At 74.7% G+C, this 25,019-nt stretch carries 24 protein-coding genes and 2 pseudogenes; 16 read left to right on the top strand and 10 right to left on the bottom strand.

What is annotated here, in order from left to right; translation table 11 throughout:
* Window positions 1-159 precede the first annotated feature (159 nt).
* From JKP75_RS09190 to JKP75_RS09180, 3 genes are all read left to right on the top strand, one after another.
* On the top strand, window positions 160-1,239 hold the full coding sequence (locus tag JKP75_RS09190; RefSeq protein ID WP_200491681.1) for a glycine betaine/L-proline ABC transporter ATP-binding protein: 1,080 nt from the start codon (window positions 160-162) through the stop codon (window positions 1,237-1,239).
* Window positions 1,240-1,436: 197 nt separating this feature from the next.
* The gene (locus tag JKP75_RS09185; protein ID WP_309229716.1) at window positions 1,437-2,207 is read left to right on the top strand and encodes an ABC transporter permease subunit; all 771 of its coding nucleotides are present in this window, start codon (window positions 1,437-1,439) and stop codon (window positions 2,205-2,207) included.
* A gap of 97 nt (window positions 2,208-2,304) precedes the next feature.
* On the top strand, window positions 2,305-3,228 hold the full coding sequence (locus JKP75_RS09180) for a glycine betaine ABC transporter substrate-binding protein (RefSeq protein ID WP_309229715.1): 924 nt from the start codon (window positions 2,305-2,307) through the stop codon (window positions 3,226-3,228).
* Between the two features lie 80 nt (window positions 3,229-3,308).
* Here the strand turns inward: JKP75_RS09180 and JKP75_RS21050 are convergent, their stop codons facing one another.
* The 3 genes and pseudogenes from JKP75_RS21050 to JKP75_RS09170 form a co-directional block, all read right to left on the bottom strand.
* Window positions 3,309-4,397: an AAA family ATPase gene (locus JKP75_RS21050; protein WP_309229714.1), complete on the bottom strand. Its 1,089-nt coding sequence runs from the start codon at window positions 4,395-4,397 to the stop codon at window positions 3,309-3,311.
* A gap of 460 nt (window positions 4,398-4,857) precedes the next feature.
* A pseudogene (locus JKP75_RS21045) lies at window positions 4,858-5,043 on the bottom strand (hypothetical protein); the annotation flags it as partial.
* Window positions 5,044-5,276: 233 nt separating this feature from the next.
* Window positions 5,277-6,221, bottom strand: coding sequence for an aldo/keto reductase (locus tag JKP75_RS09170; RefSeq protein WP_309229713.1), 945 nt, complete (start codon window positions 6,219-6,221; stop codon window positions 5,277-5,279).
* 181 nt (window positions 6,222-6,402) lie between these two features.
* Between JKP75_RS09170 and JKP75_RS09165 the strand changes: the two genes are divergently transcribed.
* The 6 genes from JKP75_RS09165 to JKP75_RS09140 all read left to right on the top strand — a co-directional run bounded on the left by JKP75_RS09165 (window position 6,403) and on the right by JKP75_RS09140 (window position 10,787).
* Window positions 6,403-7,254: an undecaprenyl-diphosphate phosphatase gene (locus JKP75_RS09165; protein ID WP_200491684.1), complete on the top strand. Its 852-nt coding sequence runs from the start codon at window positions 6,403-6,405 to the stop codon at window positions 7,252-7,254.
* Window positions 7,255-7,344: 90 nt separating this feature from the next.
* Complete coding sequence (locus tag JKP75_RS09160) at window positions 7,345-8,046, top strand: histidine phosphatase family protein (RefSeq protein WP_200491685.1); 702 nt, start codon at window positions 7,345-7,347, stop codon at window positions 8,044-8,046.
* A 53-nt stretch (window positions 8,047-8,099) separates the two neighbouring features.
* Window positions 8,100-8,651: a DUF3090 family protein gene (locus JKP75_RS09155; RefSeq protein ID WP_200491686.1), complete on the top strand. Its 552-nt coding sequence runs from the start codon at window positions 8,100-8,102 to the stop codon at window positions 8,649-8,651.
* A gap of 14 nt (window positions 8,652-8,665) precedes the next feature.
* Window positions 8,666-9,430 carry an SCO1664 family protein gene (locus tag JKP75_RS09150; protein WP_200492995.1) on the top strand — a complete coding sequence of 255 codons (765 nt, stop codon included), beginning with the start codon at window positions 8,666-8,668 and terminating at the stop codon, window positions 9,428-9,430.
* 128 nt (window positions 9,431-9,558) lie between these two features.
* The gene (locus tag JKP75_RS09145) at window positions 9,559-10,383 is read left to right on the top strand and encodes an acyl-CoA thioesterase II (RefSeq protein ID WP_200492994.1); all 825 of its coding nucleotides are present in this window, start codon (window positions 9,559-9,561) and stop codon (window positions 10,381-10,383) included.
* An 11-nt stretch (window positions 10,384-10,394) separates the two neighbouring features.
* Window positions 10,395-10,787 (top strand): VOC family protein, encoded by a 393-nt coding sequence (locus JKP75_RS09140; protein ID WP_200491689.1) that lies wholly within the window; start codon window positions 10,395-10,397, stop codon window positions 10,785-10,787.
* 24 nt (window positions 10,788-10,811) lie between these two features.
* Here the strand turns inward: JKP75_RS09140 and JKP75_RS09135 are convergent, their stop codons facing one another.
* Both JKP75_RS09135 and JKP75_RS09130 read right to left on the bottom strand, forming a co-directional pair.
* A complete protein-coding gene (locus JKP75_RS09135; RefSeq protein WP_200491690.1) occupies window positions 10,812-11,291 on the bottom strand; it encodes an anthrone oxygenase family protein in 480 nt (159 codons plus the stop codon).
* Between the two features lie 12 nt (window positions 11,292-11,303).
* Window positions 11,304-12,020 (bottom strand): maleylpyruvate isomerase family mycothiol-dependent enzyme, encoded by a 717-nt coding sequence (locus JKP75_RS09130; protein ID WP_200491691.1) that lies wholly within the window; start codon window positions 12,018-12,020, stop codon window positions 11,304-11,306.
* A 75-nt stretch (window positions 12,021-12,095) separates the two neighbouring features.
* Between JKP75_RS09130 and JKP75_RS22660 the strand changes: the two genes are divergently transcribed.
* From JKP75_RS22660 to JKP75_RS09120, 3 genes are read left to right on the top strand one after another with little or no spacing between them, the layout of a single operon-like run.
* A complete protein-coding gene (locus JKP75_RS22660; RefSeq protein ID WP_309229712.1) occupies window positions 12,096-12,953 on the top strand; it encodes a hypothetical protein in 858 nt (285 codons plus the stop codon).
* Window positions 12,950-13,357, top strand: a complete 408-nt coding sequence (locus JKP75_RS22655; RefSeq protein ID WP_255523310.1) for a hypothetical protein — start codon at window positions 12,950-12,952, stop codon at window positions 13,355-13,357. The genes JKP75_RS22660 and JKP75_RS22655 overlap by 4 nt, the downstream gene beginning before the upstream one ends.
* Window positions 13,357-14,412, top strand: a complete 1,056-nt coding sequence (locus JKP75_RS09120; RefSeq protein WP_200491693.1) for an HD domain-containing protein — start codon at window positions 13,357-13,359, stop codon at window positions 14,410-14,412. Before JKP75_RS22655 ends, JKP75_RS09120 begins: the two co-directional genes overlap by 1 nt.
* Before the next feature lie 258 nt (window positions 14,413-14,670).
* Here JKP75_RS09120 and JKP75_RS09115 read toward each other — a convergent pair whose 3' ends face one another.
* Window positions 14,671-15,528, bottom strand: coding sequence for a PAC2 family protein (locus JKP75_RS09115; RefSeq protein ID WP_309229711.1), 858 nt, complete (start codon window positions 15,526-15,528; stop codon window positions 14,671-14,673).
* Window positions 15,529-15,826: 298 nt separating this feature from the next.
* On the opposite strand from JKP75_RS09115, the pseudogene metH reads away from it, so the two are divergent.
* Window positions 15,827-19,536: pseudogene (gene metH / locus JKP75_RS24470) on the top strand (methionine synthase).
* A gap of 24 nt (window positions 19,537-19,560) precedes the next feature.
* On the opposite strand, the gene JKP75_RS09105 reads toward metH, so the two are convergent.
* Complete coding sequence (locus JKP75_RS09105) at window positions 19,561-20,577, bottom strand: GGDEF domain-containing protein (protein ID WP_200491695.1); 1,017 nt, start codon at window positions 20,575-20,577, stop codon at window positions 19,561-19,563.
* A gap of 184 nt (window positions 20,578-20,761) precedes the next feature.
* Here JKP75_RS09105 and JKP75_RS09100 point away from each other — a divergent pair, with 184 nt between their 5' ends.
* Window positions 20,762-21,562 (top strand): HAD family phosphatase, encoded by an 801-nt coding sequence (locus JKP75_RS09100; protein WP_200492993.1) that lies wholly within the window; start codon window positions 20,762-20,764, stop codon window positions 21,560-21,562.
* Here the strand turns inward: JKP75_RS09100 and JKP75_RS09095 are convergent.
* Window positions 21,501-22,034 carry an RDD family protein gene (locus tag JKP75_RS09095; RefSeq protein ID WP_200491697.1) on the bottom strand — a complete coding sequence of 178 codons (534 nt, stop codon included), beginning with the start codon at window positions 22,032-22,034 and terminating at the stop codon, window positions 21,501-21,503. The two genes, JKP75_RS09100 and JKP75_RS09095, sit on opposite strands and share 62 nt — an antisense overlap.
* Complete coding sequence (locus JKP75_RS09090) at window positions 22,031-22,762, bottom strand: hypothetical protein (RefSeq protein ID WP_200492992.1); 732 nt, start codon at window positions 22,760-22,762, stop codon at window positions 22,031-22,033. The genes JKP75_RS09095 and JKP75_RS09090 overlap by 4 nt, the downstream gene beginning before the upstream one ends.
* Window positions 22,763-22,805: 43 nt before the next feature.
* Here JKP75_RS09090 and JKP75_RS22650 point away from each other — a divergent pair, with 43 nt between their 5' ends.
* The gene (locus JKP75_RS22650) at window positions 22,806-22,928 is read left to right on the top strand and encodes a hypothetical protein (RefSeq protein WP_255522689.1); all 123 of its coding nucleotides are present in this window, start codon (window positions 22,806-22,808) and stop codon (window positions 22,926-22,928) included.
* A gap of 110 nt (window positions 22,929-23,038) precedes the next feature.
* On the opposite strand, the gene JKP75_RS09085 is transcribed toward JKP75_RS22650, so the two are convergent.
* Complete coding sequence (locus JKP75_RS09085) at window positions 23,039-23,992, bottom strand: RecB family exonuclease (RefSeq protein WP_200491699.1); 954 nt, start codon at window positions 23,990-23,992, stop codon at window positions 23,039-23,041.
* A 146-nt stretch (window positions 23,993-24,138) separates the two neighbouring features.
* On the opposite strand from JKP75_RS09085, the gene JKP75_RS09080 reads away from it, so the two are divergent.
* Window positions 24,139-24,987 (top strand): tRNA (adenine-N1)-methyltransferase, encoded by an 849-nt coding sequence (locus JKP75_RS09080; protein WP_309229985.1) that lies wholly within the window; start codon window positions 24,139-24,141, stop codon window positions 24,985-24,987.
* Window positions 24,988-25,019: the final 32 nt, after the last annotated feature.

Raw genomic sequence — 25,019 nt, 5'->3', positions numbered from 1 at the left:
GTGTCTGTGACGATCCCGTTACGGGCATCTGTCGAGATCCCGACTCCGGGAGCCCGGGTCCTGACCGGCCCCTAGCGTCGATCGTCGGGCCGCGGTCGGCGCGGCCCGACACGACGTGTCCGGCGCCCCCTGCCGCCGGACACCGGGCGAGAGGGACCTGTGACCGCACTGCGAGTCGACGGCCTGTTCAAGGTCTTCGGTCGGTACCCGGCCGGGGCGGTGGAGCGGCTCCGGGCCGGGGCCACCGCCGACGAGATCCGGGCCTCCGGCGCGACCCCCGCGGTCATCGACGTCGATCTGGCCGTCGAGCCCGGCGAGATCTTCGTGGTGATGGGCTTGTCCGGTTCGGGCAAGTCCACCCTGCTCCGGATGCTCAACGGCCTGCTGGAGCCCACGGCCGGCACCGTCACGGTGGGCGGCGACGAGATCACCGCGCTGAGCGGCAAGCGCCTGCGCGAGGTCCGGCAGCGCCGGATCAGCATGGTGTTCCAGCACCTCGCGCTGCTCCCGCACCGCAGCGTGGTGGACAACGCCGCCTACGCCCTCGAGGTCCGCGGCGTCGAGCGCCGCACCCGCCTCGCGGCGGCCCGCGAGGCGCTGTCGATGGTCGGGCTGGACGGGCAGGCCGACAAGCGCCCCGACCAGCTCTCCGGCGGCATGCAGCAGCGCGTCGGCCTGGCCCGCGCGCTCGCGTCGGAGGCCGAGGTGCTGCTGATGGACGAGGCGTTCAGCGCGCTGGACCCGCTGATCCGCCGCGAGATGCAGGACCAGCTGCTCGAGCTCCAGGCCCGGCTGGGCAAGACGATCGTCTTCATCACCCACGACCTCAACGAGGCCATGCGCCTGGGCGACCGGATCGCGATCATGCGGGACGGCCGGATCGTGCGGCTGGGCACGCCCGAGTCGATCCTCGCCGACCCCGGCGACGAGTACGTCGAGCGGTTCCTGGCCGACGTGGACCGCGCCCGCGTGTTCACCGCCGCCGACGTCGCGGTGCCGACGGCGAGCCCCGACGTCCCTCCTGCCGGCCGGGTGCCGGCTGACACCCCGCTGACCGAGCTGCTCGGCCCCGTGAGCGCGAGCGAGGCGCCGATCGCGGTCGTGGACGACGCCGGGCGCACGATCGGCCTGGTCGACGCACGCGCGGTGCTGGCCGCGCTGGCCGGCAGGCCGTCGGACGACCGCGCTGCCGCGCCGCTCGCCGACCGCGCCGGGCTGCTGGAGGGATCCCGTGGCTGAGCCGACCGCCGTCCTCGCGGAGACGTCCCTGCCGCGGGTGCCCGTCGGCGAGTGGGTGGACACCGCCTTCGACTGGCTCAAGGACAACCTCGACCCGGTCTTCGACGCCATCAGCACCGGCACCGAGAACGCCGTCGAAGGCGTCACCGACGGGCTGCTGCGCCCCGCCGCCGCTGCTGCTCGCCGCGCTCCTCGCCGTGCTCGCGCTCGGCGTCCGCTCGGTCGTCTTCGCCGTCGGCTCGCTGCTCGGGCTGCTGCTGATCCAGAGCATGGAGCTCTGGGAGCCGGCGATGGAGACCCTCGCCCTGGTGCTGGTCGCCACGCTGGTGTCGGTCGTCGTCGCCGTCCCGGTGGGCATCGCGGCGGCCAAGAGCGCGCGGGTGAGCGCCGTCGTCCGGCCGGTGCTGGACCTCATGCAGACGATGCCGGCGTTCGTCTACCTCATCCCGGCGGTCACGTTCTTCAGCATCGGGCTGGTGCCCGGCGTCGTCACCACGATCATCTTCGCGCTGCCGCCCGGCGTCCGGCTCACCGAGCTGGGCATCCGCCAGGTCGACCGGGAGACGGTGGAGGCCGGGCACGCGTTCGGCAGCTCGCCGTGGCAGATCCTGCGCGGCATCGAGCTGCCCCTGGCCCGGCCCACGATCATGGCCGGCGTCAACCAGGTGATCATGCTGGCGCTCTCGATGGCGGTCATCGCGGGCCTCATCGGCGCCGGCGGGCTCGGCGGCGTCGTCGTCACCAGCATCTCCCGGCTGAACATCGGGCTGGGCTTCGAGGCCGGGCTGTCGGTGGTGATCCTGGCGATCTTCCTCGACCGGCTCACCTCCTCCTTCGGGGAGCGCCGCCGCGCGGGCGGGGTCCGCTCGTGGCTGGTCCGGCGGCGCACCGCGCCGGCCGTCGGCACCCCCGTCGTCCCGACCGGGGACGCCGACCCGACCCGTTCTCCGGCGGCCGTCGGCCGCTGATCCGCACGGAGCCGACCGGACGCCACCACGGCGCCCGGCGGCCGAGCACGTTCGACGGCCCGCGACGAGGCGGGCCGCACGACGAGAGGAGCACCACGTGACCCTGAACCGACACCGCCGCGGCCTGCGAGCGGCAGCCGGCCTGGCCGCGATCGCCCTGGCGGCCACCGCCTGCGGCAGCGACGACGAGGGCAGCGACACCACCGCCTCCGGCAACGGCGGCGGCGACAGCTGCGCGTCGGTCACCCTGGGGTTCATCCCGTCCTGGACCGACGGCCTGAGCATGGCCCACCTGTGGCAGGACGTCCTGGAGGACAAGGGCTACGAGGTCGAGTTCGAGGAGATCGCCGACGCCGCCCCGCTGTACGCGGGCCTGGCCGGTGGCGACGTCGACGTCTACCCGTCGGCCTGGTCGGAGGTCACCCACGCCGACTACATGGACGAGTACGGCGACGACATCGAGGACCTCGGCTCCTGGTACGGCGGCGCCGTCCTCACCCTGGCCGTGCCCGAGTACGTCGACATCGAGTCGATCGCCGACCTGGCCGGCCAGGCCGACCGGTTCGACGGCCGCATCGTCGGCATCGAGCCCGGCGCGGGCCTGACCCGCACCACCAAGGACGAGGTCATGCCGACCTACGGCCTCGACGACTTCACCCTGGTCGAGTCCTCCACCACCGCGATGCTCGCCGAGCTGCAGGCCGCCGTCGACGCGCAGGAGGACATCGTCGTCACCCTGTGGCGCCCGTTCTGGGCCAACAGCGAGTTCCCGGTCAAGGACCTCGCCGACCCCGAGGGCGCGCTGGGCGACGCCGAGGGCCTGCACACCCTGGCTCGCGACGGCTTCTCCGACGACTGCGGGGAGGTCGCCGAGCTGATGGGCGGCTTCTCGCTCACCGACGAGCAGTACGGCTCGCTGGAGAACCTGGTCGTGAACGAGTACGGCGAGGGGAAGTACGACGAGGCGATCACCGCGTTCTTCGAGGAGAACCCGGACGTCGAGGAGTCCCTCAAGGGCTGACCCGCCTTCCTGCACGAGATCTGCACACTCGGGCCTTTCGACCGCTGGAGAGCCCCGAGTGTGCAGATCTCGCGGACTGCTCAGCCGGCGAGGTCGGCGGCGTACTCGGCCAGCAGCGCGGCCAGCCGGGTGCGCCGCGGGCGGACGTCGACCTCGCGTACGGCCCGCACCAGCGCGGCGCCGCTCGCGTGCACGATCGACAGGTGCTTCTGCGCGCGGGTGAGCGCGGTGTAGACCAGCGGCCGCGAGAGCATCCCCCCGGCCTCGGGCGGCAGCACGACGACGACGCCGGGCCACTCCGACCCCTGCGCGCGGTGCACGGTGATCGCCCACCCGTGCCGCAGGTCCGACAGCGCGGTGCCGTTCACCGTCACCGGCCCCGACGCGAACGCCACGTCCAGCGAACCCTCGCCGGCCTTGGTGACGACGCCGACCTCGCCGTTGGCGAAGCCGACCGGCTCCAGGTCGAGGTGGTTGGCGGTGGCGACGACGCGGTCGCCCGGGTCGAAGCCGAACACGGTGCCCTCGCCCGGGTTGAGCACCGCCTTGAGCGCCTTGTTGAGCTCGATCGTGCCGGCCGGCCCGCGGTGCACCGGCGTCACGACCTGCACCGCGCCCGGCTCGATGCCCAGCGCCCGCGGGATCGAGTCGGTGACCAGCTGCACCACCCGGCGGGCCGCCTCTGCCGAGCCGGTCGCCGGCACGATCACGACCTCGCGGTCGGGGGAGTCGACCACCGGCAGGTCGCCGCCGCGGACACCGGTCGCCAGCCGGGCGATCGCACCGCCCTCGGCCTGCCGGTACAGCGTGGTCAGCTCGGTGACCGGCACGGCCCCGGAGTCGATGAGGTCGCCCAGCACGTGGCCGGGGCCGATCGAGGGCAGCTGCGCGGGGTCGCCGACGAGCAGCAGGTGGGTGCCGTCCTTGCAGGCCTCCAGCAGTGCCGCGGTGAGCTCGACGTCGAGCATCGAGGCCTCGTCGACGACGACGACGTCGGCGTCCAGCGGCCACTCCTCGTTGCGGGAGAAGCCGCCGGTCATGCCCTGTGCGCCGAGCAGCCGGTGCACCGTCGTCGCCGGGTGGTCGGTGAGCTCCTCCAGCCGCTTGGCCGCACGTCCCGTCGGCGCGGCGAGCGCCACCTCGGTGCCCTTGGCCATCAGCAGCTGCACGAGTCGAGGCGACCGTGCGGCTCTTGCCGGTGCCCGGGCCGCCGGTCAGCAGGCTGACGCCGCTCCCCAGCACCTGGGCGACGGCCGCGGTCTGCGCCTTGTCCAGGCCCTTGGAGACCTTGCGGACCGACAGCGGGTCCGCGATCAGCTCGGCCGCGGCCGACAGCCGGGCCACGTTCTCCGCCACGGCCTCCTCGGCCATGCCGTAGCGGGCCAGGGAGAGCGTGCGCAGCGCGGGATCGGGCTCGGCTGTGTCGGCATCCCCACCTGCCCCGTCGTCCTCGGGGAGCGGCGGCTCGTGCTCGAGGACCTCGCCGCCGTCGACGGCGGCGACGATCGCGGCGGCCGGGTCGGTGATGCCCTCGGCGCGCAGGGCGGCCACCACGAGGTCGGCCGGGAGCACGGTGTGCCCGTCGCGGGTGGCCGTGCGCAGGGTGAGCCCGACGATGGCCCGGCCGCGGCGGGCGTCCTGCCGGTCGGCGCCCTTGAGGACGGCGATCGCCAGCCGGTCGGCGTCCCCGAGCGTGACGCCGGACAGGCTGAGCAGCGCCCACGGGTCGTCGCGCAGCCGGCGGGCGGCGTCCGGGCCCAGCGCGTCGGCGACGCCCGCCGCCAGCTTGGCCTGCAGCCCGGCCGCGAGGAGCATCTCCACGACCTCGTAGGTGGGCGCCGCGGCCAGGAAGCCGGAGAACAGCCGCTCGGCGCGCTGCCGGCCGACGCGCGGGAGCTTGATCAGCCGGTCGGCGGTGACGTCGTCGGGCGAGGTGATGCCGGCCGCGGGCAGCTCGGCGGCGGTCCGCCGGCCCAGACCCGGCCAGAGCCCGGCGGCGCAGAAAGCGGCGAAGACCGGGTCGCCGCCCGGCGCGGCAGCGGGCGCGCTCACCGGTCCGCCCGGCGCTCGGGGTAGCCGGCCGGCGCGGCGGAGACGTCCTCCAGCGCGGTGCGGATCGCGGCGGGCAGCCGCACGCCGTCGGCGTCGAGGGAGGCCTGCAGCTGCTGCGCGGTGCGCGCGCCCACGACCGGGGCGACGACGCCGGGCCGGTCGCGCACCCACGCCAGCGCCACCCCGAGCGGGCTGGTGCCCAGCCCCTCGGCCGCGGTGATCACCGCCTCCACGATCCGGTCGGACTTCGGCGAGCGCAGCCCGTCGATGAAGGCCTGCCACGGCGCGGAGGCGCCGCGGGACTCCGACGGCGTGCTGTGCCGGTACTTGCCGGTGAGGATCCCGCGGCCCAGCGGCGACCAGGCCAGGACGCCGAGCCCCAGCGCCTCCGCGGCGGGCACGACCTCCCGCTCGACCCCGCGCTGAAGCAGCGAGTACTCGACCTGGGTGCTCACGATCGGCGTGCGCCCCGGCCAGGCCCGCTGCCAGGTGGCGGCCTGCGCGGTCTGCCAGCCGGAGAAGTTGCTGATGCCGATGTAGCGGGCCCGGCCCGAGGAGACGGCGAGGTCGCAGGCGGCCAGGGTCTCCTCGAGCGGCGTCACGTCGTCCCAGGCGTGCACCTGCCACAGGTCGACGTGGTCCAGGCCGAGCCGCTGCAGCGAGGCGTCGAGCGCGGCGAGCAGATGGCCGCGGGAGGCGCCGCGGCCCATCGGGCCCGGCGCGGTGCGCCCGGCGGCCTTGGTGGCGACGAGCACGGAGTCGCGCGGCACGACGTCGGTGAGCAGGTGGCCGAGGATCCGCTCGCTGTCGCCGTCGCAGTAGACGTCGGCGGTGTCGACCAGCGTGCCGCCGGCGTCGACGAAAGCGGTGAGTTGCATCGCGGCCTCGTCCTCGTCGGTGTCGCGGCCCCAGGTCATCGTGCCCAGCGCCAGGCGGCTCACGACCAGACCGCTGCGCCCGAGCGCCCGTTGTTCCACGACCGGCCAACCTACCGGCGCGCGGCACCCGGCACGCGGGAGCACCGCTGCCCTCGGAGCGGCGCGGCCGGGCCCGACCGACGCGCCGCCTAGGGTGACCGCTCGTGTCCGCCTGCCGCATCCCCACCCCGTCCGGCGCGCGCTGATGGGCTGGTTCGAAGCCGTCGTCCTGGGCGTGGTCCAGGGCCTGACCGAGTTCCTGCCGATCTCCTCCAGCGCGCACCTGCGCGTCGTGGGGGAGGCCTTCGGCTGGGAGGACCCCGGCGCCGCCTTCACCGCGATCACGCAGATCGGTACCGAGGCCGCCGTCCTGCTCTACTTCCGCCGCGAGATCTGGCGGATCCTCACCGCCTGGATCGGCTCGCTCGGCGGCCGCCGGAAGGGCGACCCCGACGCCCGGATGGGCTGGCTGATCATCGTCGGCAGCCTGCCGATCGGGATCCTCGGCCTGCTGTTCCAGGACAGCATCGAGACGACGTTCCGCGACCTGCGCATCGTGGCGACGACGCTGATCGTCTTCGCGCTGATCCTCTTCTGGGCCGACCGGGTGGGCGCCAAGCAGCGCGAGCTCGACCAGCTCACCGTGCCGCACGGCATCACGTACGGCTTCGCCCAGGCGCTGGCGCTCATCCCCGGCGTCTCCCGCTCCGGCGGCACGATCACCGCCGGGCTGTTCCTCGGCTACTCCCGCGCCGCGGCCGCCCGCTACTCGTTCCTGCTGGCCATCCCCGCGGTGCTGGCCTCGGGCTTCTACCAGGCCTACGACGAGCTCAGCGGCGACACCGCCGGCCCCGGCGTCTCCTGGGGCCCGACGGTCCTGGCCACGGTCATCGCGTTCGGCGTCGGCCTGACCGTCATCGCCTGGCTGCTGCGCTACCTGGACCGGGGCTCGTTCACGCCGTTCGTCGTCTACCGCATCGCGCTCGGCGTCCTGCTGCTCGTGCTGGTGTTCGCCGGCGTGCTCGACCCGGAGCCCGCAGCCTCGTCGCTGCCCTGAGCCGAGGGCGGGGTTCCGGGGCCTGCGGGTGAGGCCCGGACGCCCGGAACCCCGCCCTCGCGGGCGCCCGCTCCCCGTAGTGTCCGCGCTGTGACCACGGTGATCCTGCTCCGCCACGGGCGGACGACGGCCAACGCCGGCGGCGTGCTGGCGGGGTGGACGCCCGGCGTCCGGCTCGACGAGACCGGGGAGGCGCAGGTCGCCGCGGTGGGGGAGCGGCTGGCCAAGGTGCCGCTGGCCGCGGTGGTCAGCAGCCCGCTGGAGCGCTGCGTGCAGACGGCGACGGCGGTCACCGCCGGGCGCGACCTCGAGCTGCGCACCGACGAGCGCCTCGGCGAGGCCCGCTACGGCGACTGGACCGGCCGCGCCATCAAGGAGCTGGCCAAGGAGCCGCTCTGGAAGATCGTCCAGCAGCACCCCTCGGCCGCGGTCTTCCCCGGCCCGGAGGGGGAGGGGCTCGCGCAGACCCAGGCCCGCGCCGTCGCCGCCGTCCGCGCGGTGAACGCCGAGCTCGGCCCGGACGCCGTCTGGCTGGCCTGCAGCCACGGCGACGTCATCAAGGCGGTGCTGGCCGACGCGCTGGGCCTGCACCTGGACCAGTTCCAGCGGATCGTCGTCGACCCGGCGTCGATCTCGGTGGTCACCTACACCGAGACCCGGCCGTTCGTGGCGCGGGTCAACGACACCGGCGGTGACGTCTCGGCGCTGATCCCGCCGCCGCCGAAGAAGCGGGGCCGGCGCAGGGCGTCCTCGGACGCCGTCGTCGGTGGCGGGGCCGGCGCGCCCGCCTGACCTCCCCGGCGGCGACCCGGCGGTCCCCGGCACCGCCCGCGTAACCTGGGCATGTGCCCCGTCAGGTCCATCTCTTCGACCGTCCGAGCCGGTTCGTCGCCGGCACCGTGGGCCAGCCAGGAGACCGCACCTTCTACCTCCAGGCGTCCGACAGCAGTGGCCGCACGGTCAGCGTCGCCCTGGAGAAGAACCAGGTCCAGGTGCTGGCCGACCGCATGGCCGAGCTGCTCGACGAGGTCGCCGGCCGCGCCGACGCGGTGATCCCGCCCGACGCCGACGTCGACGACCTCGAGCCGCTCACCCCGCCCGTGGACGAGGAGTTCCGGGTCGCGGCCATGGGCCTGGCCTGGGACGGCTCGGAGCAGGCCGTCGTCGTCGAGGCGGTAGCGGCCGGCGAGGAGCCGATCGAGGAGGACGCGATCCTCTCCGACAGCGACGAGGGCCCCGACGCGCTGCGGGTGACCATCACCCCGATGGCGGCGCGGGCGTTCATCGCCCGGGCCCGGCGGGTCATCGCCGCAGGCCGGCCCTCCTGCCCGCTGTGCTCGATGCCGCTCGACCCGACCGGCCACGTCTGCCCGCGGCAGAACGGCTACCGCCGCTGACCGGCGGCGCGTCGATGAGCGAGCAGCCCGCCGAACCGGACACCCGGCCGCCGGCCGACGACGCCGAGGCGCTGCACCTGCTGAGCACCGGCGAGATCGACCTCGAGGGCCGGATGCTCGACGCGTCCAACGTGACCCTGGTGGGCACCATCCGCGCCGGGGAGCTCGGCGCCGAGTGCGTCTACAAGCCGGTCGCGGGGGAGCGCCCGCTCTGGGACTTCCCCGACGGCACCCTCGCCGGGCGGGAGATCTCCGCGTTCCTCGTCTCGCAGGCCACCGGCTGGCGGGTCGTGCCGCCGACGGTGCTGCGCGAGGGCCCCTTCGGCACCGGCATGGTGCAGCTGTGGATCGACGGCGACGAGGACGTCGACCTGGCCGAGTACGTGCGGCGGGACGACCCGGCGCTGCGCCGCATGGCCGTCTTCGACGCGGTGGTGAACAACGCCGACCGCAAGGGCGGGCACATCATCCCGATGCCCGACGGGCACGCCTACGGCGTCGACCACGGCATCTGCTTCTCCGCCGAGCCCAAGCTGCGCACCCTGCTGTGGCGCTGGGCCGGCCGGCCGATCCCGCTGGCGTCGCTGGAGGTGCTGGAGCGGCTGGCCGAGGAGCTGCGCGGCGACCTCGGCGAGCAGCTGCACGAGCACCTGACCCGCCGCGAGGTGCGCCGCACGTCCCAGCGCGTCGCCGAGCTGCTGCGCACCAAGCTGCACCCCGAGCCCAGCGGCGACTGGCCGGCCCTGCCTCTGGCCGCCGTTCTGAGCTCGCCCTCCTAGCGCTCTGCGCGCCCGGATGCGTCCGCGGGTGGTCTCCGGGTCCGGCGAGGCCACGCTCGTGCGCATGCGGGCGGTCCCAGGAGCGTCGCTTGCGCGGGAACGCGGCCGTCGGGGAGTGTGGCGGTGTGATGGATCTTGGCGAGGCCACCCGGGTGGAGCAGGTCGACGAGGGTCTCTTCCGGGGGACGCCGTCGCCCGAGTGGGACATCTGGGGCCCGATGGGCGGCTACATCGCCTCGTTCGCGCTGCGCGCGGTCGGGGCGACGGCGGGCGAGCTGCAGCCGGCCGCGTTCTCCTGCCACTACCTGGGCGTGGCCCGGCCCGAGCCGGTCGACATCGAGGTGCACCACGCCAAGCCGGGCCGGACGGCCGCGTCGTCGACGGTCACGATCACCCAGACCGGGCGGCCGATCCTCAACGCGATGATCTGGGCCGTGGGCCCGAACGAGGGCCTCGAGCACGACGAGTCCGTGGCCCCCGACGTCCCCGGGCCGGACGAGCTGCGGCCGATGTCGGAGCTGATGCCCGAGGGCTCCGCCGCGCCGGTGCCGTTCTGGAACAACATCGAGAGCCGCCCGATCACTTTCGACGCCACCCGGCCGCCGGAGGGCCCGAGCCCCGCCGTCTGGCAGCAGTGGCTGCGGTTCCGGGGGACGCCGACCTTCGCCGACCCGTGGACCGACGCCGCCCGGTCGGTCGTCCTCATCGACCTGCCGAGCTGGCCGGCCGCCGTCCGCCCGCACGCCTGGCAGCGGCCCCCGTTCACCGCGCCGACGCTGGACCTCAACGTCGCCTTCCACCGGCCGGCGCTGGACGAGCCCTGGCTGCTCTGCGACGGCGCGGCGCCGGTCTCCACGCGGGGGATGTTCGGCTGGCGGGCCAACGTGTGGTCGCCCGGCGGCGCGCTGCACGCCTCCGGTGGGGGCCAGTGCCTCTACCGGCGCATGCGCTGAGCGGGCCGGTCGTGCCGCACCGCAGCCGCCTGTCGATCCTGCTGCTCGACCTGCCGCCCGAGCACCACGCCGCCGGGTCCGCGTTCTGGTCGGGTGCGACCGGCCGGGCCGTCGCACCCGACCCCGATGACGAGGACTGGGGGACGCTCGGCTCGTTCGCCGACGGCTGGCACGTGGAGATCCAGCGGACCGGTGCGGGCACCCCGCCGCGCTGGCACGTCGACGTCGAGACCGACGACGTCGAGGCCGAGGTCGCGCGGCTGGAGGCGCTCGGCGCGACCCGGCACCGCTTCGTCGAGCCCGGCGGCTTCTGGCAGCTGCTCGACCCGGCGGGGATGGTCTTCTGCGTCGTCGGCGTGCAGACCGGCGAGGAGTTCGACCGGCACGCCGTCACCTGGCCCTGAGGGCCCGGTGATCCCCGACCGCCCTCAGCCGGCCAGCGCCATCAGGTGCGCGGCGCACGCCGCGAGGCAGGTGACGGTGCGGAGGTGGTTCCAGCGCGCCCACGCGCGCACGTAGCCCCGCCACCGGTCCGCCGTCCCTTCGGCCTCCGGGTCGGCCGCGGCGAGCGCGTCGTTCAGGGGCACGTTCGCCGCAGCGGTCACCGCCACCCCGCCGAGCAGGTACAGCGCGCTCCCGGCGACCACCCAGGGCGCCCCTTCCTCGCCCCAGGCGGTGACCGCGCCCACGCCGGCGGCGAGGCAGATCGCGGCGGTGCCGAACAGCGCGGTCATCAGGCCGGGCCGCACCGCCGTGCGGTTGATCGACTGCATGGCGGCGACCCCGCCCGCCGCCGGGAGCCGCGCCAGCCCCTGCAGGACGAAGGTGGAGAAGGCGAAGAAGACCCCGCCGACCAGCCCGCAGCCGAGCGCGGCGACGCCGGTGAGGACCTGCAGCGAGGTGGGCACGTCAGCTCCCGGTCACCCGAGGTCGACCAGGTCGAACATCGCCGCGGCCTGCAGCCCGTCGCCGTCGACGGTGAGCACCTCGAGGGGCACCCGCCGCCACACCGCGAGCAGCAGGTCGCCGGCGGTGCCGGTCAGGGCGGCGATCGGGAAGGGCCGCGAGCCGGGGAAGAGCGTGCGCTCGGCGTCGGCGTCCACCGCGTGGAGGACGACGGGGTGCGCGTGCGGGGGAGGCCCGTCCGGGAGGCTCGCCGGCACCATCACCTCCAGCCACTCGTCCAGCCCGTCGAGGCCGATGTCGGCCGGGATCGGGCGGACGTCGCCCAGCACCTGCTCGGCGTCGGCGGTGTGCACGGTCGCCTCCTGGAGCTGCCGGCGCAGCACGAAGCCGACGTCCTGCCGCGGGCCCCACGTCCACACCCGCTCGCCCGGGTCGGCCGCGGCCAGCGCCGCCTCCAGCTCGGCGCTGCGGGCCGCGCCGTAGGCGAGCAGCTCGTCGTCGGGGTGCCGGGCGGGTTCGGCGTAGCCGGCCGGGCTCTCGGCCCGGGTGCGCATCACCCACGCCCAGAACCGCTGGACGGTGGCCAGGTGCCAGACGAGGTCGGCCAGCGTCCAGCCGGGGCAGCCGGGCACCCGGGCGGACCACCCGCGGTCCAGGACGGCGGCCGCCGTCACGTCGGCGAACCGGTCGTCGGCCCGGCGCAACGCCGGCAGGTACTGCTCGATCTCCATGGGCGTCCTCCCCGGGCGAGGACCGCAGCGGACGTGCGGACCGGCGGCGTCGGACCCGCAATCTAGGCTCGGGTCGTGCTCTCCTGGCCCGCTCCGCTCCTGCCGACCCTCCCGGGGACCGGATCCGTCCTCTCGGTGCACGACACCGCCCGCGGAGAGGTCGTCCCCACGAGCCCGGACCGCACGGCGCGCATGTACGTCTGCGGCATCACCCCCTACGACGCCACCCACCTGGGCCACGCCGCCACCTACCTGGCGTTCGACCTGATCAACCGGGTGTGGCGGGACGCGGGGCACGCCGTGCACTACGTCCAGAACGTCACCGACATCGACGACCCGCTGCTCGAGCGCGCCGAGCGCGACGGCGAGGACTGGGTCGTGCTCGCCATGCGCGAGACGGCGCTGTTCCGCGAGGACATGACGGCGCTGCGGGTGCTCCCGCCCGAGGACTACGTCGGCGCGGTCGAGGCGATCCCGCGCATCGTGGGCTACGTCGAGGAGATGCTCGACGCCGGCCTGGCCTACGTGCTGGACGACGGCACCGGCGACGTCTACCACGACATCGCGCAGGCCCCCGGCTTCGGCAGCGAGTCCCGCTACGACGAGGCGACCATGCTGCGCTTCTTCGCCGAGCGGGGCGGCGACCCCGACCGGGCCGGCAAGCGGCAGCCGCTGGACCCGATGCTGTGGCGCGGCGAGCGCGAGGGCGAGCCCTCGTGGCCGGGCCCGCGCGGCACGAAGGGCCGGCCCGGCTGGCACATCGAGTGCGCCGCGATCGCCCTGGACACCATCGGCATGGGCTTCGACGTGCAGGGCGGTGGCAGCGACCTGGTCTTCCCGCACCACGAGTACTCCGCCGTCCACGCCGAGGCGCTGCGCGCGCCGGCGGGGCCACCGAGCCCTTCGCCCGGGCCTACGTGCACGCGGCGATGATCGGCCTCGACGGCGAGAAGATGAGCAAGAGCCGCGGCAACCTGGTGTTCGTCTCCAAGCTGCGCGGCGAGGGCGTCGACCCCATGGCGATCCGGCTGGCGCTGCTCTCCGGGCACTACCGCACCGACCGCGCCTGGACGCCGGCCCTGCTGCACGAGGCGCAGGAGCGGCTGGCCACCTGGCGGCGCGCCGTCGCCCAGGGCACCGGCGCCCCGGCCGGCCCGGTGCTGCACGGCCTGCGCGAGCGGCTGGCCGACGACCTCGACAGCCCCGGCGCCATCGCCGTCGTCGACGCGTGGGCCGCGGCCACCCTCGCCGGCACCGGCGAGCAGGAGGAGCAGGCCCCGGCGATCGTCTGCGACGCCGTCGACGCGCTGCTCGGCGTCGCGCTGCAGGACTGCTGATGACCGGCGGGCTGCCCGGGCCGGAGGCCCCGTTCCGGTTCACCGACCGGGGCGCGCGCGAGCGCGCCGAGGAGCAGCTCGCCCCGGCCGCCTGCCGCTCCGCGGCCACCCGCGGGCGGGCCCGTCCGGAGGCCGAGGACCGGCTGCGGACGGCGTTCGAGCGGGACCGCGACCGCATCCTGCACGCCAAGGCGTTCCGCCGGCTCAAGCACAAGACGCAGGTCTTCCTCAACCCCGACGGCGACCACTTCGTCACCCGGCTCACCCACACGCTGCAGGTGACCCAGGTGGCGCGCTCGCTGGCCCGCGGCCTCGGCCTCAACGAGACCCTCGCCGAGGCGATCGCCCTGGCCCACGACGTCGGGCACTCGCCGTTCGGGCACATCGGCGAGGACGCCTTCGACCCCTACGTCCCCGGCGGCTGGCACCACGCCGCGCAGGGGGTGCGGATCGTCGAGGTGCTCGAGGACCTCAACCTCACCTGGGAGGTGCGCGACGGCGTCCGCGCGCACAGCTGGAAGATCACGCCGCCGCCGTCCACCCGCGAGGCCGAGTGCGTGCGCTACGCCGACCGGATCGGCTACCTCTCGCACGACGCGCTCGACGCCGTCCGCGCCGGGGTGCTGCGCCCCACCGACCTCCCGGCGAGCACCCGTGCGGTGTTCGGCGAGCCGGGCAGCCAGATGGTGGGCGCGATGATCGAAGCCGTCATCGAGGGCTCGCTGACCTCCGGCAGCGGCCAGGTGGTCATGGCGCCCGGGCCGCTCGAGGCGATGCACGAGCTGCGGGCGTTCATGTTCGAGCGGGTGTACGAGTCCGAGACCGCCGCGGGGCAGAAGCACGTGGCGGTCGACGTCATCCGCCGGCTGGTCGACCACCACCTGGCGCACCCCGAGCTGCTCCCGGCGTCCTACCGGGACACCGAGGCCGACGCCGTCACCCAGGTCGTCGACTACGTCAGCGGCATGACCGACCGGTTCGCGCTCAACACCCACGACCGCCTCTTCGACGACGACGCGAGCAGCAGGTTGACGCCCCTGCTCCGCGACCGCTGACGCTCAGCCCCCGGTCCATCGACCGCGCGCGGACGAGATCGCGCTGACGGCGGTCCTCACCACGAGGAGGGCAGCCCTCGGCGTGCGTTGATCATCGCCGAGCCGCGGTCACGCGCCCGGTCCTCGACGGCCGAGTGCTGAGCTGCTGCGGTGAGGTCGTGAGGAGTGGGGCCCGGAGGGTCCCCGCGATCGAGCGACGCAGCGGCTCAGCGCCGGTGGGGGACGGCACCTGACCGCGGTGCGATCCGGAGGATCGCGTCAGGAATTCCCCCGGCGGCGCAGGTAGCGCTCGAACTCGCGGGCGATCGAGTCGCCGTTGGCCTGGGAAAGGTCGACCTCGGCGGCGCGCTCCTCGAGCGAGCGCACGTACTCGACGACCTCCTCGTCCTCGTTGGCCATCTCGTCGACGGTCTGCACCCACTCCTCGGCCTGCTGGGGGAGCGCCCCGACCGGCACGGCGATCTCCAGCACCTCCTCGACGCGGCGCAGCAGCGCCAGCGTCGCGCGCGGCGAGGGCGGCTGGGAGACGTAGTGCGGCACCGCCGCCCAGAAGCTGATCGCCGGCAGGCCGGCCTGCACGCAGGCGTCCTGGAACACGCCGAGGATCCCGGTGGGGCCCTCGTACCGGGAGGTCTCCAGCCCGTAGGCCTGCGCCGAGTCGTCGTCGTAGGCCGAGCCGGTGACCGGGGTGGGGCGGGTGTGCGGGGTGTCGGCCAGCAGCGCGCCCAGGGCGACGACGGTCTGCGCGCCGAGCTCCCGGAGCAGGCCGATCAGCTCCGCGCAGAAGGACCGCCAGCGCATGTTCGGCTCGATGCCGCGCACCAGGATCACTTCCCGCGGGCTCTCCGGCGGGCGGACGACGGAGATCCGCGTCGTCGGCCACTCGATGCGCCGGCTCACGCCGTCGATCAGCGAGACGGTCGGCCGGTTGACCTGGAAGTCGTAGTACTCCTCGGGGTCGAGGGCGGCGAGCGGGGTGGCGTCCCAGATCAGCTCCAGGTGCTCGACCGCACCCGTCGCGGCGTCGCCGGCGTCGTTCCAGCCCTCGAAGGCCACGACCACCACCGGGTCGGTGAGGTCGGGCATGTCCTCGGCGCTGGGCTGCGGGTCGATCACCCCTGCCAGCCTACGTCGATCCACCCGGGGCGTCGGACGACGACGACCGCGAACCCCGGAGAGGGGACGTGCCCCTCCGCCGCGGGCAGAGGTGAGACCATGGGGCCGACATCGGGACCGCCCAAGCCTGGGCCAACCCGCCGGGGTGCCGGAGCTCGCGCGCGCGAAGCCAGGGCCCGCACACCCACAGCGACCACCATGGGGAACACCTGTGACCGAGTCACCCGTCCTCCGCCCCGACGCGACCGCCGAGCTGACCGCGCTGCTGGCCCAGCGCATCCTGGTGCTCGACGGCGCCATGGGCACCGCGATCCAGCGCGACCGTCCCGACGAGGCCGGCTACCGCGGCGAGCGCTTCGCGGACTGGCCGAGCGACGTCCAGGGCAACAACGACCTGCTCAGCATCACCCAGCCCGAGATCATCGCCGGCATCCACCGCGAGTACCTCGAGGCCGGCGCCGACCTGCTCGAGACCAACACCTTCAACGCCACGACGATCTCGCTGGCCGACTACGGCATGTCCGAGCTCGCCTACGAGCTCAACGTCGCCTCGGCCCGGCTGGCCCGCCGCGAGGCCGACGCGATGACCGCGCGTACCCCGGACAAGCCCCGGTACGTCGTCGGCGCGATCGGCCCGACCAGCCGGACGGCGTCCATCTCGCCCGACGTCAACGACCCGGGCGCCCGCAACGTCACCTACGACCAGCTGGTCGAGGCCTACCTGGAGCAGGCCAACGGCCTGGTCGACGGCGGCGCGGACGTGCTGCTGATCGAGACGATCTTCGACACGCTCAACGCCAAGGCGGCGATCTTCGCGCTGGAGACGCTGTTCGAGGAGCGGGGCCGGCGCTGGCCGGTGATGATCTCCGGCACGATCACCGACGCCTCGGGCCGGACCCTGTCCGGGCAGGTCACCGAGGCGTTCTGGCACTCGGTGCGGCACGTGAAGCCGCTGCTGGTCGGGCTGAACTGCGCCCTCGGCGCCAAGGAGATGCGGCCCTACATCGCCGAGATCTCGCGCGTCGCCGACACCTTCGTCTCCTGCTATCCCAACGCCGGCCTGCCCAACGCCTTCGGCGAGTACGACGAGACGCCCGACGAGACGGCCGCGATCGTGGCCGAGTTCGCCGACGCGGGCTTCGTCAACCTGGTCGGCGGCTGCTGTGGCACCACGCCCGCGCACATCGCCGCCATCGCGCGCGACGTCGACGGGAAGACGCCGCGCGTGGTGCCCGAGGTGGCGCCCGCGCTGCGGCTGTCCGGCCTGGAGCCGCTGACCGTCACCGAGGAGTCGCTGTTCGTCAACGTCGGCGAGCGCACCAACATCACCGGCTCGGCGCGCTTCCGGAACCTGATCAAGGCCGGCGACTACCCGGGCGGCCCTGGCCGTCGCCCGCCAGCAGGTCGAGGCCGGCGCGCAGGTCATCGACGTCAACATGGACGAGGGGATGATCGACGGCGTCGAGGCGATGGACCGCTTCACCAAGCTCATCGCCTCCGAGCCCGACATCTCCCGCGTCCCGGTGATGGTCGACTCCTCCAAGTGGGAGGTGATCGAGGCCGGCCTCAAGTGCGTGCAGGGCAAGGCGATCGTCAACTCCATCTCCCTCAAGGAGGGCGAGGAGAAGTTCGTCCGCGAGGCCCGGCTGTGCCGCAAGTACGGCGCCGCCGTCGTCGTCATGGCCTTCGACGAGGACGGCCAGGCCGACACCCTGGAGCGCCGGAAGCAGATCTGCCGCCGGGCGTACGACGTCCTCACCGAGAAGGTGGGCTTCCCGGCCGAGGACATCATCTTCGACCCGAACGTCTTCGCCGTCGCCACGGGCATCGAGGAGCACGCGAACTACGGCGTCGACTTCATCGAGGCCGCCCGCTGGATCAAGCAGAACCTGCCGGGCGCGCTGGTCTCCGGCGGCGTCTCGAACGTCTCGTTCTCCTTCCGCGGGAACAACCCGGTGCGCGAGGCCATCCACGCCGTGTTCCTCTTCCACGCGATCCGCGCGGGGATGGACATGGGCATCGTCAACGCCGGCGCCCTCGAGGTGTACGACGAGGTGCCCGAGCTGCTGCGCGAGCGGATCGAGGACGTCATCCTCAACCGCCGCCCCGACAGCACCGAGCGGCTGCTGGAGATCGCCGGCGACTTCGCCGGCGACGGCACCGTCAAGGAGGTCGCCACCGAGGAGTGGCGCAGCCTGCCGGTGGGGGAGCGGATCACCCACGCGCTGGTGAAGGGCATCGACGCCTTCGTCGAGGGCGACACCGAGGAGCTGCGCGCCCAGATCAGCGAGCGCGGTGGCCGGCCGATCGAGGTCATCGAGGGCCCGCTGATGGACGGCATGAACGTCGTCGGCGACCTGTTCGGCGCGGGCAAGCATGTTCCTGCCGCAGGTGGTGAAGTCCGCGCGGGTGATGAAGAAGGCGGTCGCCTACCTCATCCCGTTCATCGAGGCGGAGAAGAAGCCCGGCGACGCCGAGCGCAGCAACGGCAAGGTCGTCATGGCCACCGTGAAGGGCGACGTCCACGACATCGGCAAGAACATCGTCGGCGTCGTCCTGCAGTGCAACAACTACGACGTCGTCGACCTCGGCGTCATGGTGCCGGCGCAGAAGATCCTCGACGCCGCCAAGGCCGAGGGCGCCGACGTCATCGGGCTGTCCGGGCTCATCACGCCGTCGCTGGACGAGATGGTCACCCTGGCCTCGGAGATGGAGCGCCAGGGCTTCGAGATCCCGCTGCTCATCGGCGGGGCGACGACGTCGCGCGCGCACACCGCGGTCAAGGTGGCGCAGAAGTACTCCGGCCCGGTCATCTGGGTGAAGGACGCCTCCCGGTCGGTGCCGGTCGTGGCGGCGCTGCTGTCGGACGAGCAGCGGCCGGCGCTGCTGGCCGAGACCGAGGCGGAGTACGCGACGCTGCGGGAGCGGCACGCCGCCCGCCAGGACACCCGCTCGCTGCTGCCCATCGCCCGGGCACGCGAGGCCGCGACCCCGATCGACTGGACCGGGTACGTGCCGCCCCGCCCGCGGATGCTGCTGCAGCAGGCGAAGGACGTCTGCGACGGCCCCGCGTGCACCCTCGGGACGGCGACCCAGTTCGTGCGGCACTTCCACGACTACCCGCTGGCCGAGCTGCGCGACTACATCGACTGGCAGCCGTTCTTCAACGCCTGGGAAATGCGCGGGCGGTTCCCCGACATCCTGCACAACCCCACCACCGGCGAGGCCGCGCGGCGGCTCTACGAGGACGCGCAGGCGATGCTCGACCGGATCGTCGAGGAGAAGTGGCTGCGCGCCTCGGGCGTGTTCGGCCTCTTCCCGGCCGCCCAGGTGGCCGGCGACGACATCGAGGTCTACACCGACGAGTCGCGCACCGAGGTGCGCACCGTCCTGCACCAGCTGCGCCAGCAGACCGAGGGCCGGGACGGGTCGCCCCGCAAGTCGCTGGCCGACTTCGTCGCGCCGCGGGAGACCGGGCTGCGCGACCACGTCGGCGCGTTCGCCGTCACCGCCGGGCTCGGTTCGGCCGAGCGGGTGCAGGCGTTCAAGAAGGAGCACGACGACTACAACGCGATCATGCTCGAGGCGCTGGCCGACCGGCTGGCCGAGGCGTTCGCCGAGCGCCTGCACGAGCGGGTGCGCAGGGAGTTCTGGGGCTACGCCGCCGACGAGCACCTGGACAACGAGGCGCTGATCGCCGAGAAGTACGCCGGCATCCGCCCGGCGCCGGGCTACCCCGCCTGCCCCGAGCACACCGAGAAGCAGACGATCTGGGAGCTGCTCGACGTCGAGGCGCACACCGGCATCCAGCTCACCGAGAGCATGGCCATGTGGCCGGGGGCCGCGGTCAGCGGGCTGTACTTCTCGCACCCGCAGTCCCAGTACTTCGTGCTCGGGCGGGTCGGCCGCGACCAGGTCGAGGACTACGCCAGGCGGAAGGGCTGGACGGTCGACGAGGCCGAGCGGTGGCTCTCGCCCAACCTGGGCTACCGCACCGAGGACGAGTAAGCTGACCGGGCGGGGGGCGCCGGGTCAGGAGGCGGCGGCCTCCACGGCAGCCGACACGGCGGTGCCCTCGACGGGCACTCCGGACAGCGCGGCGGCGCCCCGCCCGTCGGCCTTCACGCGGTAAAGCGCCAGGTCGGCGCGGCGCATCAGCTGCGCCGCGGTGTCGCCGGCCCGGCGCTCGGCGACCCCGGCGGAGACGCCGACGTCGGGCACCAGCGAGCAGAGGTGCCGGACGACGGTCAGCGCCTCGCTGCCGGAGCGCCCGGGCAGCAGCAGGGCGAACTCGTCGCCGCCGTGCCGGGCGAGCACGGCCCCCTCGGGCAGGGCGGCCCGCCAGGCGGTGGACACCCGGCGCAGCAGCCGGTCCCCGGCCTCGTGCCCGGCGCTGTCGTTGATCTGCTTGAAGTGGTCCAGGTCCAGCAGCCCGGCCGACAGCACCAGGCCGGGGCGGCGGACGCGCTCGTCGAGGGCCTCGTCGAAGCCGCGGCGGTTGGCCAGCCCGGTCAGCGCGTCGGCGTCGGCGTCGGAAGCCCGCAGCGCCAGCGTGCGGGTGACGGCCGACAGGGTGAGGACGACGACGGCCAGCGCCGCCGCGCTCACGACGGGGGTGTCGCCGCGCAGCACGAGGGCGGCCGTGGTGCCGACGACCGCGGTGGCGATGTGCGCGAGCGCGATCCGGGCGTCGGCGAAGAAGCAGGCCATGACGCCGACGAAGGCCGAGATCGACGCGCAGACCACGGCCGTGACCGGGTCGGGGCTGATCAGCGTGACGGCGCTGATCAGGGCGCAGCCCAGGGTCACCAGCGCGCCCAGGAGCACCCGGGGGAAGGCGCTGCCCCAGCGCAGGACCGCCGTCCCCACCGAGGCGGCGAGCAGCCCGGCGGCCGCGACGGCCAGCCGGCGCCCGGGGTGGTTCGCACCGCCGGCGGCGGCCAGCAGCGCGGTCGCGCCGCCCGCGACGAAGAACAGCGCCAGCGTGCGTGCCATCGCCCGCGGGGAGGCGAGGTCGCGCAGCACGGCGGCGCCCGGGTGTGTGCTCACGCCCGGGTCATCGTCAGGACCGGCGGCGTGCTGGAGCGCCCGGGCTTCCCGCGGCCCGGCTCTCCTCCCGGAGGGGGAGCCGGGCCGGCGCCGCGGGGCGCTCCGGCCGCTCCGCTGGCAGGGCTGGGAGACTGGTGCACCGGCGCGCCCGCGCCGAGCCGCTCACGGAGGACGACCCCGCCCCATGCCGAGAACCCTCGCCGCAGTCCTGTTCGACATGGACGGGACGCTCGTCGAGACCGAGGAGTACTGGGGCGAGGCGATGTTCGAGCTCGCCGCCCGGCTGGGCGGCCGGATGTCGGCCGAGGCCCGGGCGCGGACGGTCGGCACGAGCATGCGGACCTCGATGCGCGTGCTGCACGACGACCTGGGCCTGGTCCGCACCGAGGAGGAGCTCCTCGCCGACGCCCGCTGGGTGGAGAACCGGACCGGCGAGCTGCTGGCCGGCTCGATCCCGTGGCGACCGGGCGCCGCCGACCTGCTGCGGGCCGTGCACGCGGCCGGTCTCGGCTCGGCGTTGGTGACCACGACGCCCCGCCGGATCGCCGACATCGTGCTGCGCCGCATCCGCGCGGACCTCGGCCTGGACCCCTTCGCCGTCACCGTCTGCGGGGACGAGGTGCCGGCCCGCAAACCCGATCCCGCGCCCTACCTGCAGGCGATGGCGGCGCTCGGGGTGGAGCCCGGCGGGTGCGTCGTCATCGAGGACTCCGCCGTCGGCATCGCCTCGGGGCTGGCCTCCGGCGCCGCCGTGCTCGGTGTCCCGACGCTGCAGGCCGTCGAGCCGGCCGAGGGGCTCGTGCTGCGGGCGGACCTCGCCGGGGTGCGGCCTGCCGGAGCTGCGCGAGGTGCTCGCCTCGGCGCGGTCGAGCGCCGTGCCGGCGGGCCGGCCGTCCCCCTGACGCCGCTCCGGCCGTCGCCGGTCACCGGTAGCGGACGCTGGTGTGCAGGACGACGTCCTGCGCCGACCGGTTCCGCGGGCTGACCAGCACCCAGAACAGGCCGGGCATGAACAGCGCGCAGAGCACCGCGCGGACCGCGGCGTGCACGAGGTGCAGCCGCTCGCCGCGTGGTCCGGCCACCCGCAGCCCCATCAGCTGGTCGCCGTGGCTCCGCCCGGCCACGGTCCAGCTCGCCGTCCAGTAGACGGTCAGGACGGCGCCGACCGCCACGACCACCCAGGCGAAGGCCGGGGCTGTCAGCCGGAACGACGTCGGCGCCAGCAGGAAGCGGAACCCGACGACCGACGCGTAGGCCAGCAGGACCACCCCCGTGGCCAGGCCGACGTCCACGACGTTGGCGGCCGCCCGGGTCACGAAGCCGGCCGGGCGCCCGGAGGCCAGGAGCCGGCCGGACGGCGCGGGTGCTGCCGGGGCCACCCGCCAGGGGAACGGGCCGCCCGGCTCCGGCTCCCCGGAGGCCGGCGGGGAGGGCGGTCGCGTCCCGGTCCGGGTCACGTCCCCTCCACCGGGTAGCCGTCGGACCGCCCGCGGCGGCGGAGCAGGAGCCGGTCGACGAGCCGCTCCACCGCCCGGTCGGCGTCCAGGCCCTGGTCGCGCACGCTGCGGACCACGTCGGTGGACAGCGAGCTCGTGGACGACCGGATCAGGGCGGGCAGGTCGATCTCCCGGACGACGTAGTGCGCCAGCTCGACGACGTGCGCCCGCTCGATCACCCGGTCGATGTCGACCCGGTCGACGATCCCGTCGAGGTCGACCCGCTCGAGGACGCTGTCGATGTCCACCCGGTCGAGGACGCGGTCGACGTCGACCCGGTCCACGATCCGGTCCAGGTCCACCCGGTCCACGACCTTCCCGACGTCCACCCGGGCCACGAGCTCGTCGAGGTCCAGCCGGTCGATCACCCGCCCGATGTCCACGGCCGCCACCAGGGCGTCCAGGTCCAGGCGGGCGGCGACGGCGTCGAGGTCGACCCGGTCGAGCACGCGGTCGAGGTCCAGCCGGGCGGCGACGCGGTCGACGTCGAGGCGGGCGGCCACCGCGTCCACGTCGAGGCCGCCGGCGATCCGCTGGACGTCCACGAACCGCTCGACCAGGCCCGCGACGTCGAGGCGGGAGAGCACCGCGACGGCGGCCCGGGGCAGCAGGGCGTCGGCCAGCGGTGACAGGCCGCGCTCGCCCGCGTGCCACACCCGGGCGGCGCCGCTGCCCAGGGCGCGCCGCACCGTCGGGCGTCCCCGGTGCCGTCGCCTCACGACGGTCGGCGGGGTGGTGTTCGGCGAGCTGCGCCGGCGCAGCGGGAGCGTGCTGGCGAGCGCGGGCGCCCACTGGGCGACGAACGCGCTCGGGGTGCTGGCCGGGCTGCTGGCCTGGCACCGGCCCAGGATGTGACGGGGGGAGGGAAGCGCGGCGAGAATGGGGGTGCTCCGCCAGGCGGGCGACAGAAGGCTGCTGCCTGGGGCGCGCACGCCTGGCGGAGTCTTCCCGCTCGCGCGCCGGGGTCAGCCCCGCTCGACGACCGGGAGGGTCCGCCAGCCCGCCGCCGCGGCGGCCTCGGCGGGGAACGGCGGGGGAGTGCCGCCGAAGGCGGGGCAGACGGCCTGGTGGTCGCACCAGCCGCACAGCCGGGACCGGTTCGGGCGGAAGTCGCCGGTGCTTGCGGCCCGCTCGATCGCCGACCAGATCGCCTGGAGCGTCCGCTCGAAGCGCAGCAGCTCCTGCTCGTCCGGGGCGTAGGTGAGCGCATCGCCGTCGCCGAGGTAGATCAGCTTGAGCTGGGCGGCCACCACGCCGCGGGTGCGCCACAGCACCAGCGCGTAGAACTTCATCTGGAACAGGGCCTTGTTCTCGAACGCCTCGCGGGGCATCGAGCCGGTCTTGTAGTCGACGACCCGCAGCGCACCGCTCGGGGCGACGTCCAGCCGGTCGACGAAGCCGCGCAGCAGCAGCCCGTCGGGGAGGGTGACCTCGACCAGTTCCTCGCGGCCGGCGGGCTCGATGCGGGTCGGGTCCTCGAGGGTGAAGTAGCGCTCGACCAGCCTGCCGGCCGAGGCCAGCCACGCCTCGACGGACTCGGGGGCGTTCACGTCGGTCTCGGCGCCCTCGCCCTGAGCGGCGGAGAACAGGTCGGCGACGCCGGGCTCGGCCTGCAGGTCGGCCCAGGCGGGCTCGAGCAGGTCCAGCGCGCCGGCGACCGTGCGCTGCGCGGCGGGCAGGTCGTAGAGCCGTTCGAGCACCGAGTGCACCAGCGTGCCCCGGACCATGGCCAGGCTCTTGCGCTCGGGGAGCCGGTCGATCGTGCGGAACCGGTAGAGCAGCGGGCACGTCTTGAAGTCCGCGGCGCGGCTGGGGGAGAGGGAGGGCCGGCGCGGTGCGCGGTCGGCCGCCTGCTCCGGGGCCGGGGCGGGCCCGGCGTCGGGCGCGAGCGGCGTGGTCGTCTCCACCGTCAGCGTCATGGGTCCGAGGCTAGGTCGGGGGAGCGACAGTTCCGAGCGCCCGCGCCGGACCGGGGACGGGGGTCACACCGGCGCCCTCCGTACCCTCGACGCCCGTGGACACCCAGCCCGACAGCGACCTCGACGTCCCCGCCGAGCCGGTCGGCGTGCCCGCCGGGCGACCGGAGCCGGTGGCCGGGGCCTTCGTCGCCGGGGACCGGGTGCAGCTGACCGACCCCAAGGGGCGGCTGCACACCGTCGTCCTGGAGCCGGGAAAGCAGTTCCACACCCACCGCGGGGCCATCGAGCACGACGACCTCATCGGGGCGCCGGAGGGGTCCGTCGTCCACTCGACGGCGAACACCGGCTACCTGGCGCTGCGCCCGCTGCTGGCCGACTACGTGCTCTCCATGCCCCGCGGCGCGCAGGTCATCTACCCCAAGGACGCCGCCCAGATCGTCGGCTTCGGCGACGTCGGCCCGGGCATGCGCGTCCTCGAGGCCGGCGCCGGCTCCGGAGCCCTCAGCTGCTCGCTGCTGCGGGCGGTGGGCTCGGAGGGGGCGCTCACCAGCTACGAGCGGCGCGAGGACTTCCTCGACGTCGCCCGGGGCAACGTGGGCGCGTTCTTCGGCGAGGTGCCGGCCAACTGGGACCTGCGCCTCGGCGACCTCGCCGACCACCCGGCCGACGAGGTCGTGGACCGCGTCGTCCTCGACATGCTCGAGCCGTGGGCGGTGCTGCCGACGGTGGCGGCCGCGCTGCGGCCCGGCGGCGTGCTGGTCGGCTACGTGGCGACGACGACCCAGCTGTCCACCTACGTGGAGGCGCTGCGCGAGCAAGGCGTGTGGACCGAGCCGCACGCCTGGGAGACGCTGCTGCGCCCGTGGCACGCGGTCGGCCTGGCGGTGCGCCCCGAGCACCGGATGGTCGCGCACACCGCGTTCCTGGTGACCGCCCGGCGGCTCGCCGAGGGCGCCGTCGCCCCCATCCGCCAGCGCCGCGCGCAGAAGTACTGACCCGGCTCCCCGCCCTGCGCGGGGAGCCACGG

Source organism: Blastococcus sp. TML/M2B (assembly GCF_016612865.1).
Lineage (GTDB): Bacteria > Actinomycetota > Actinomycetes > Mycobacteriales > Geodermatophilaceae > Blastococcus.
The sequence above is the reverse complement of the archived record's forward strand: the minus strand, read 5'-3'. Positions and strand labels throughout refer to the sequence as shown.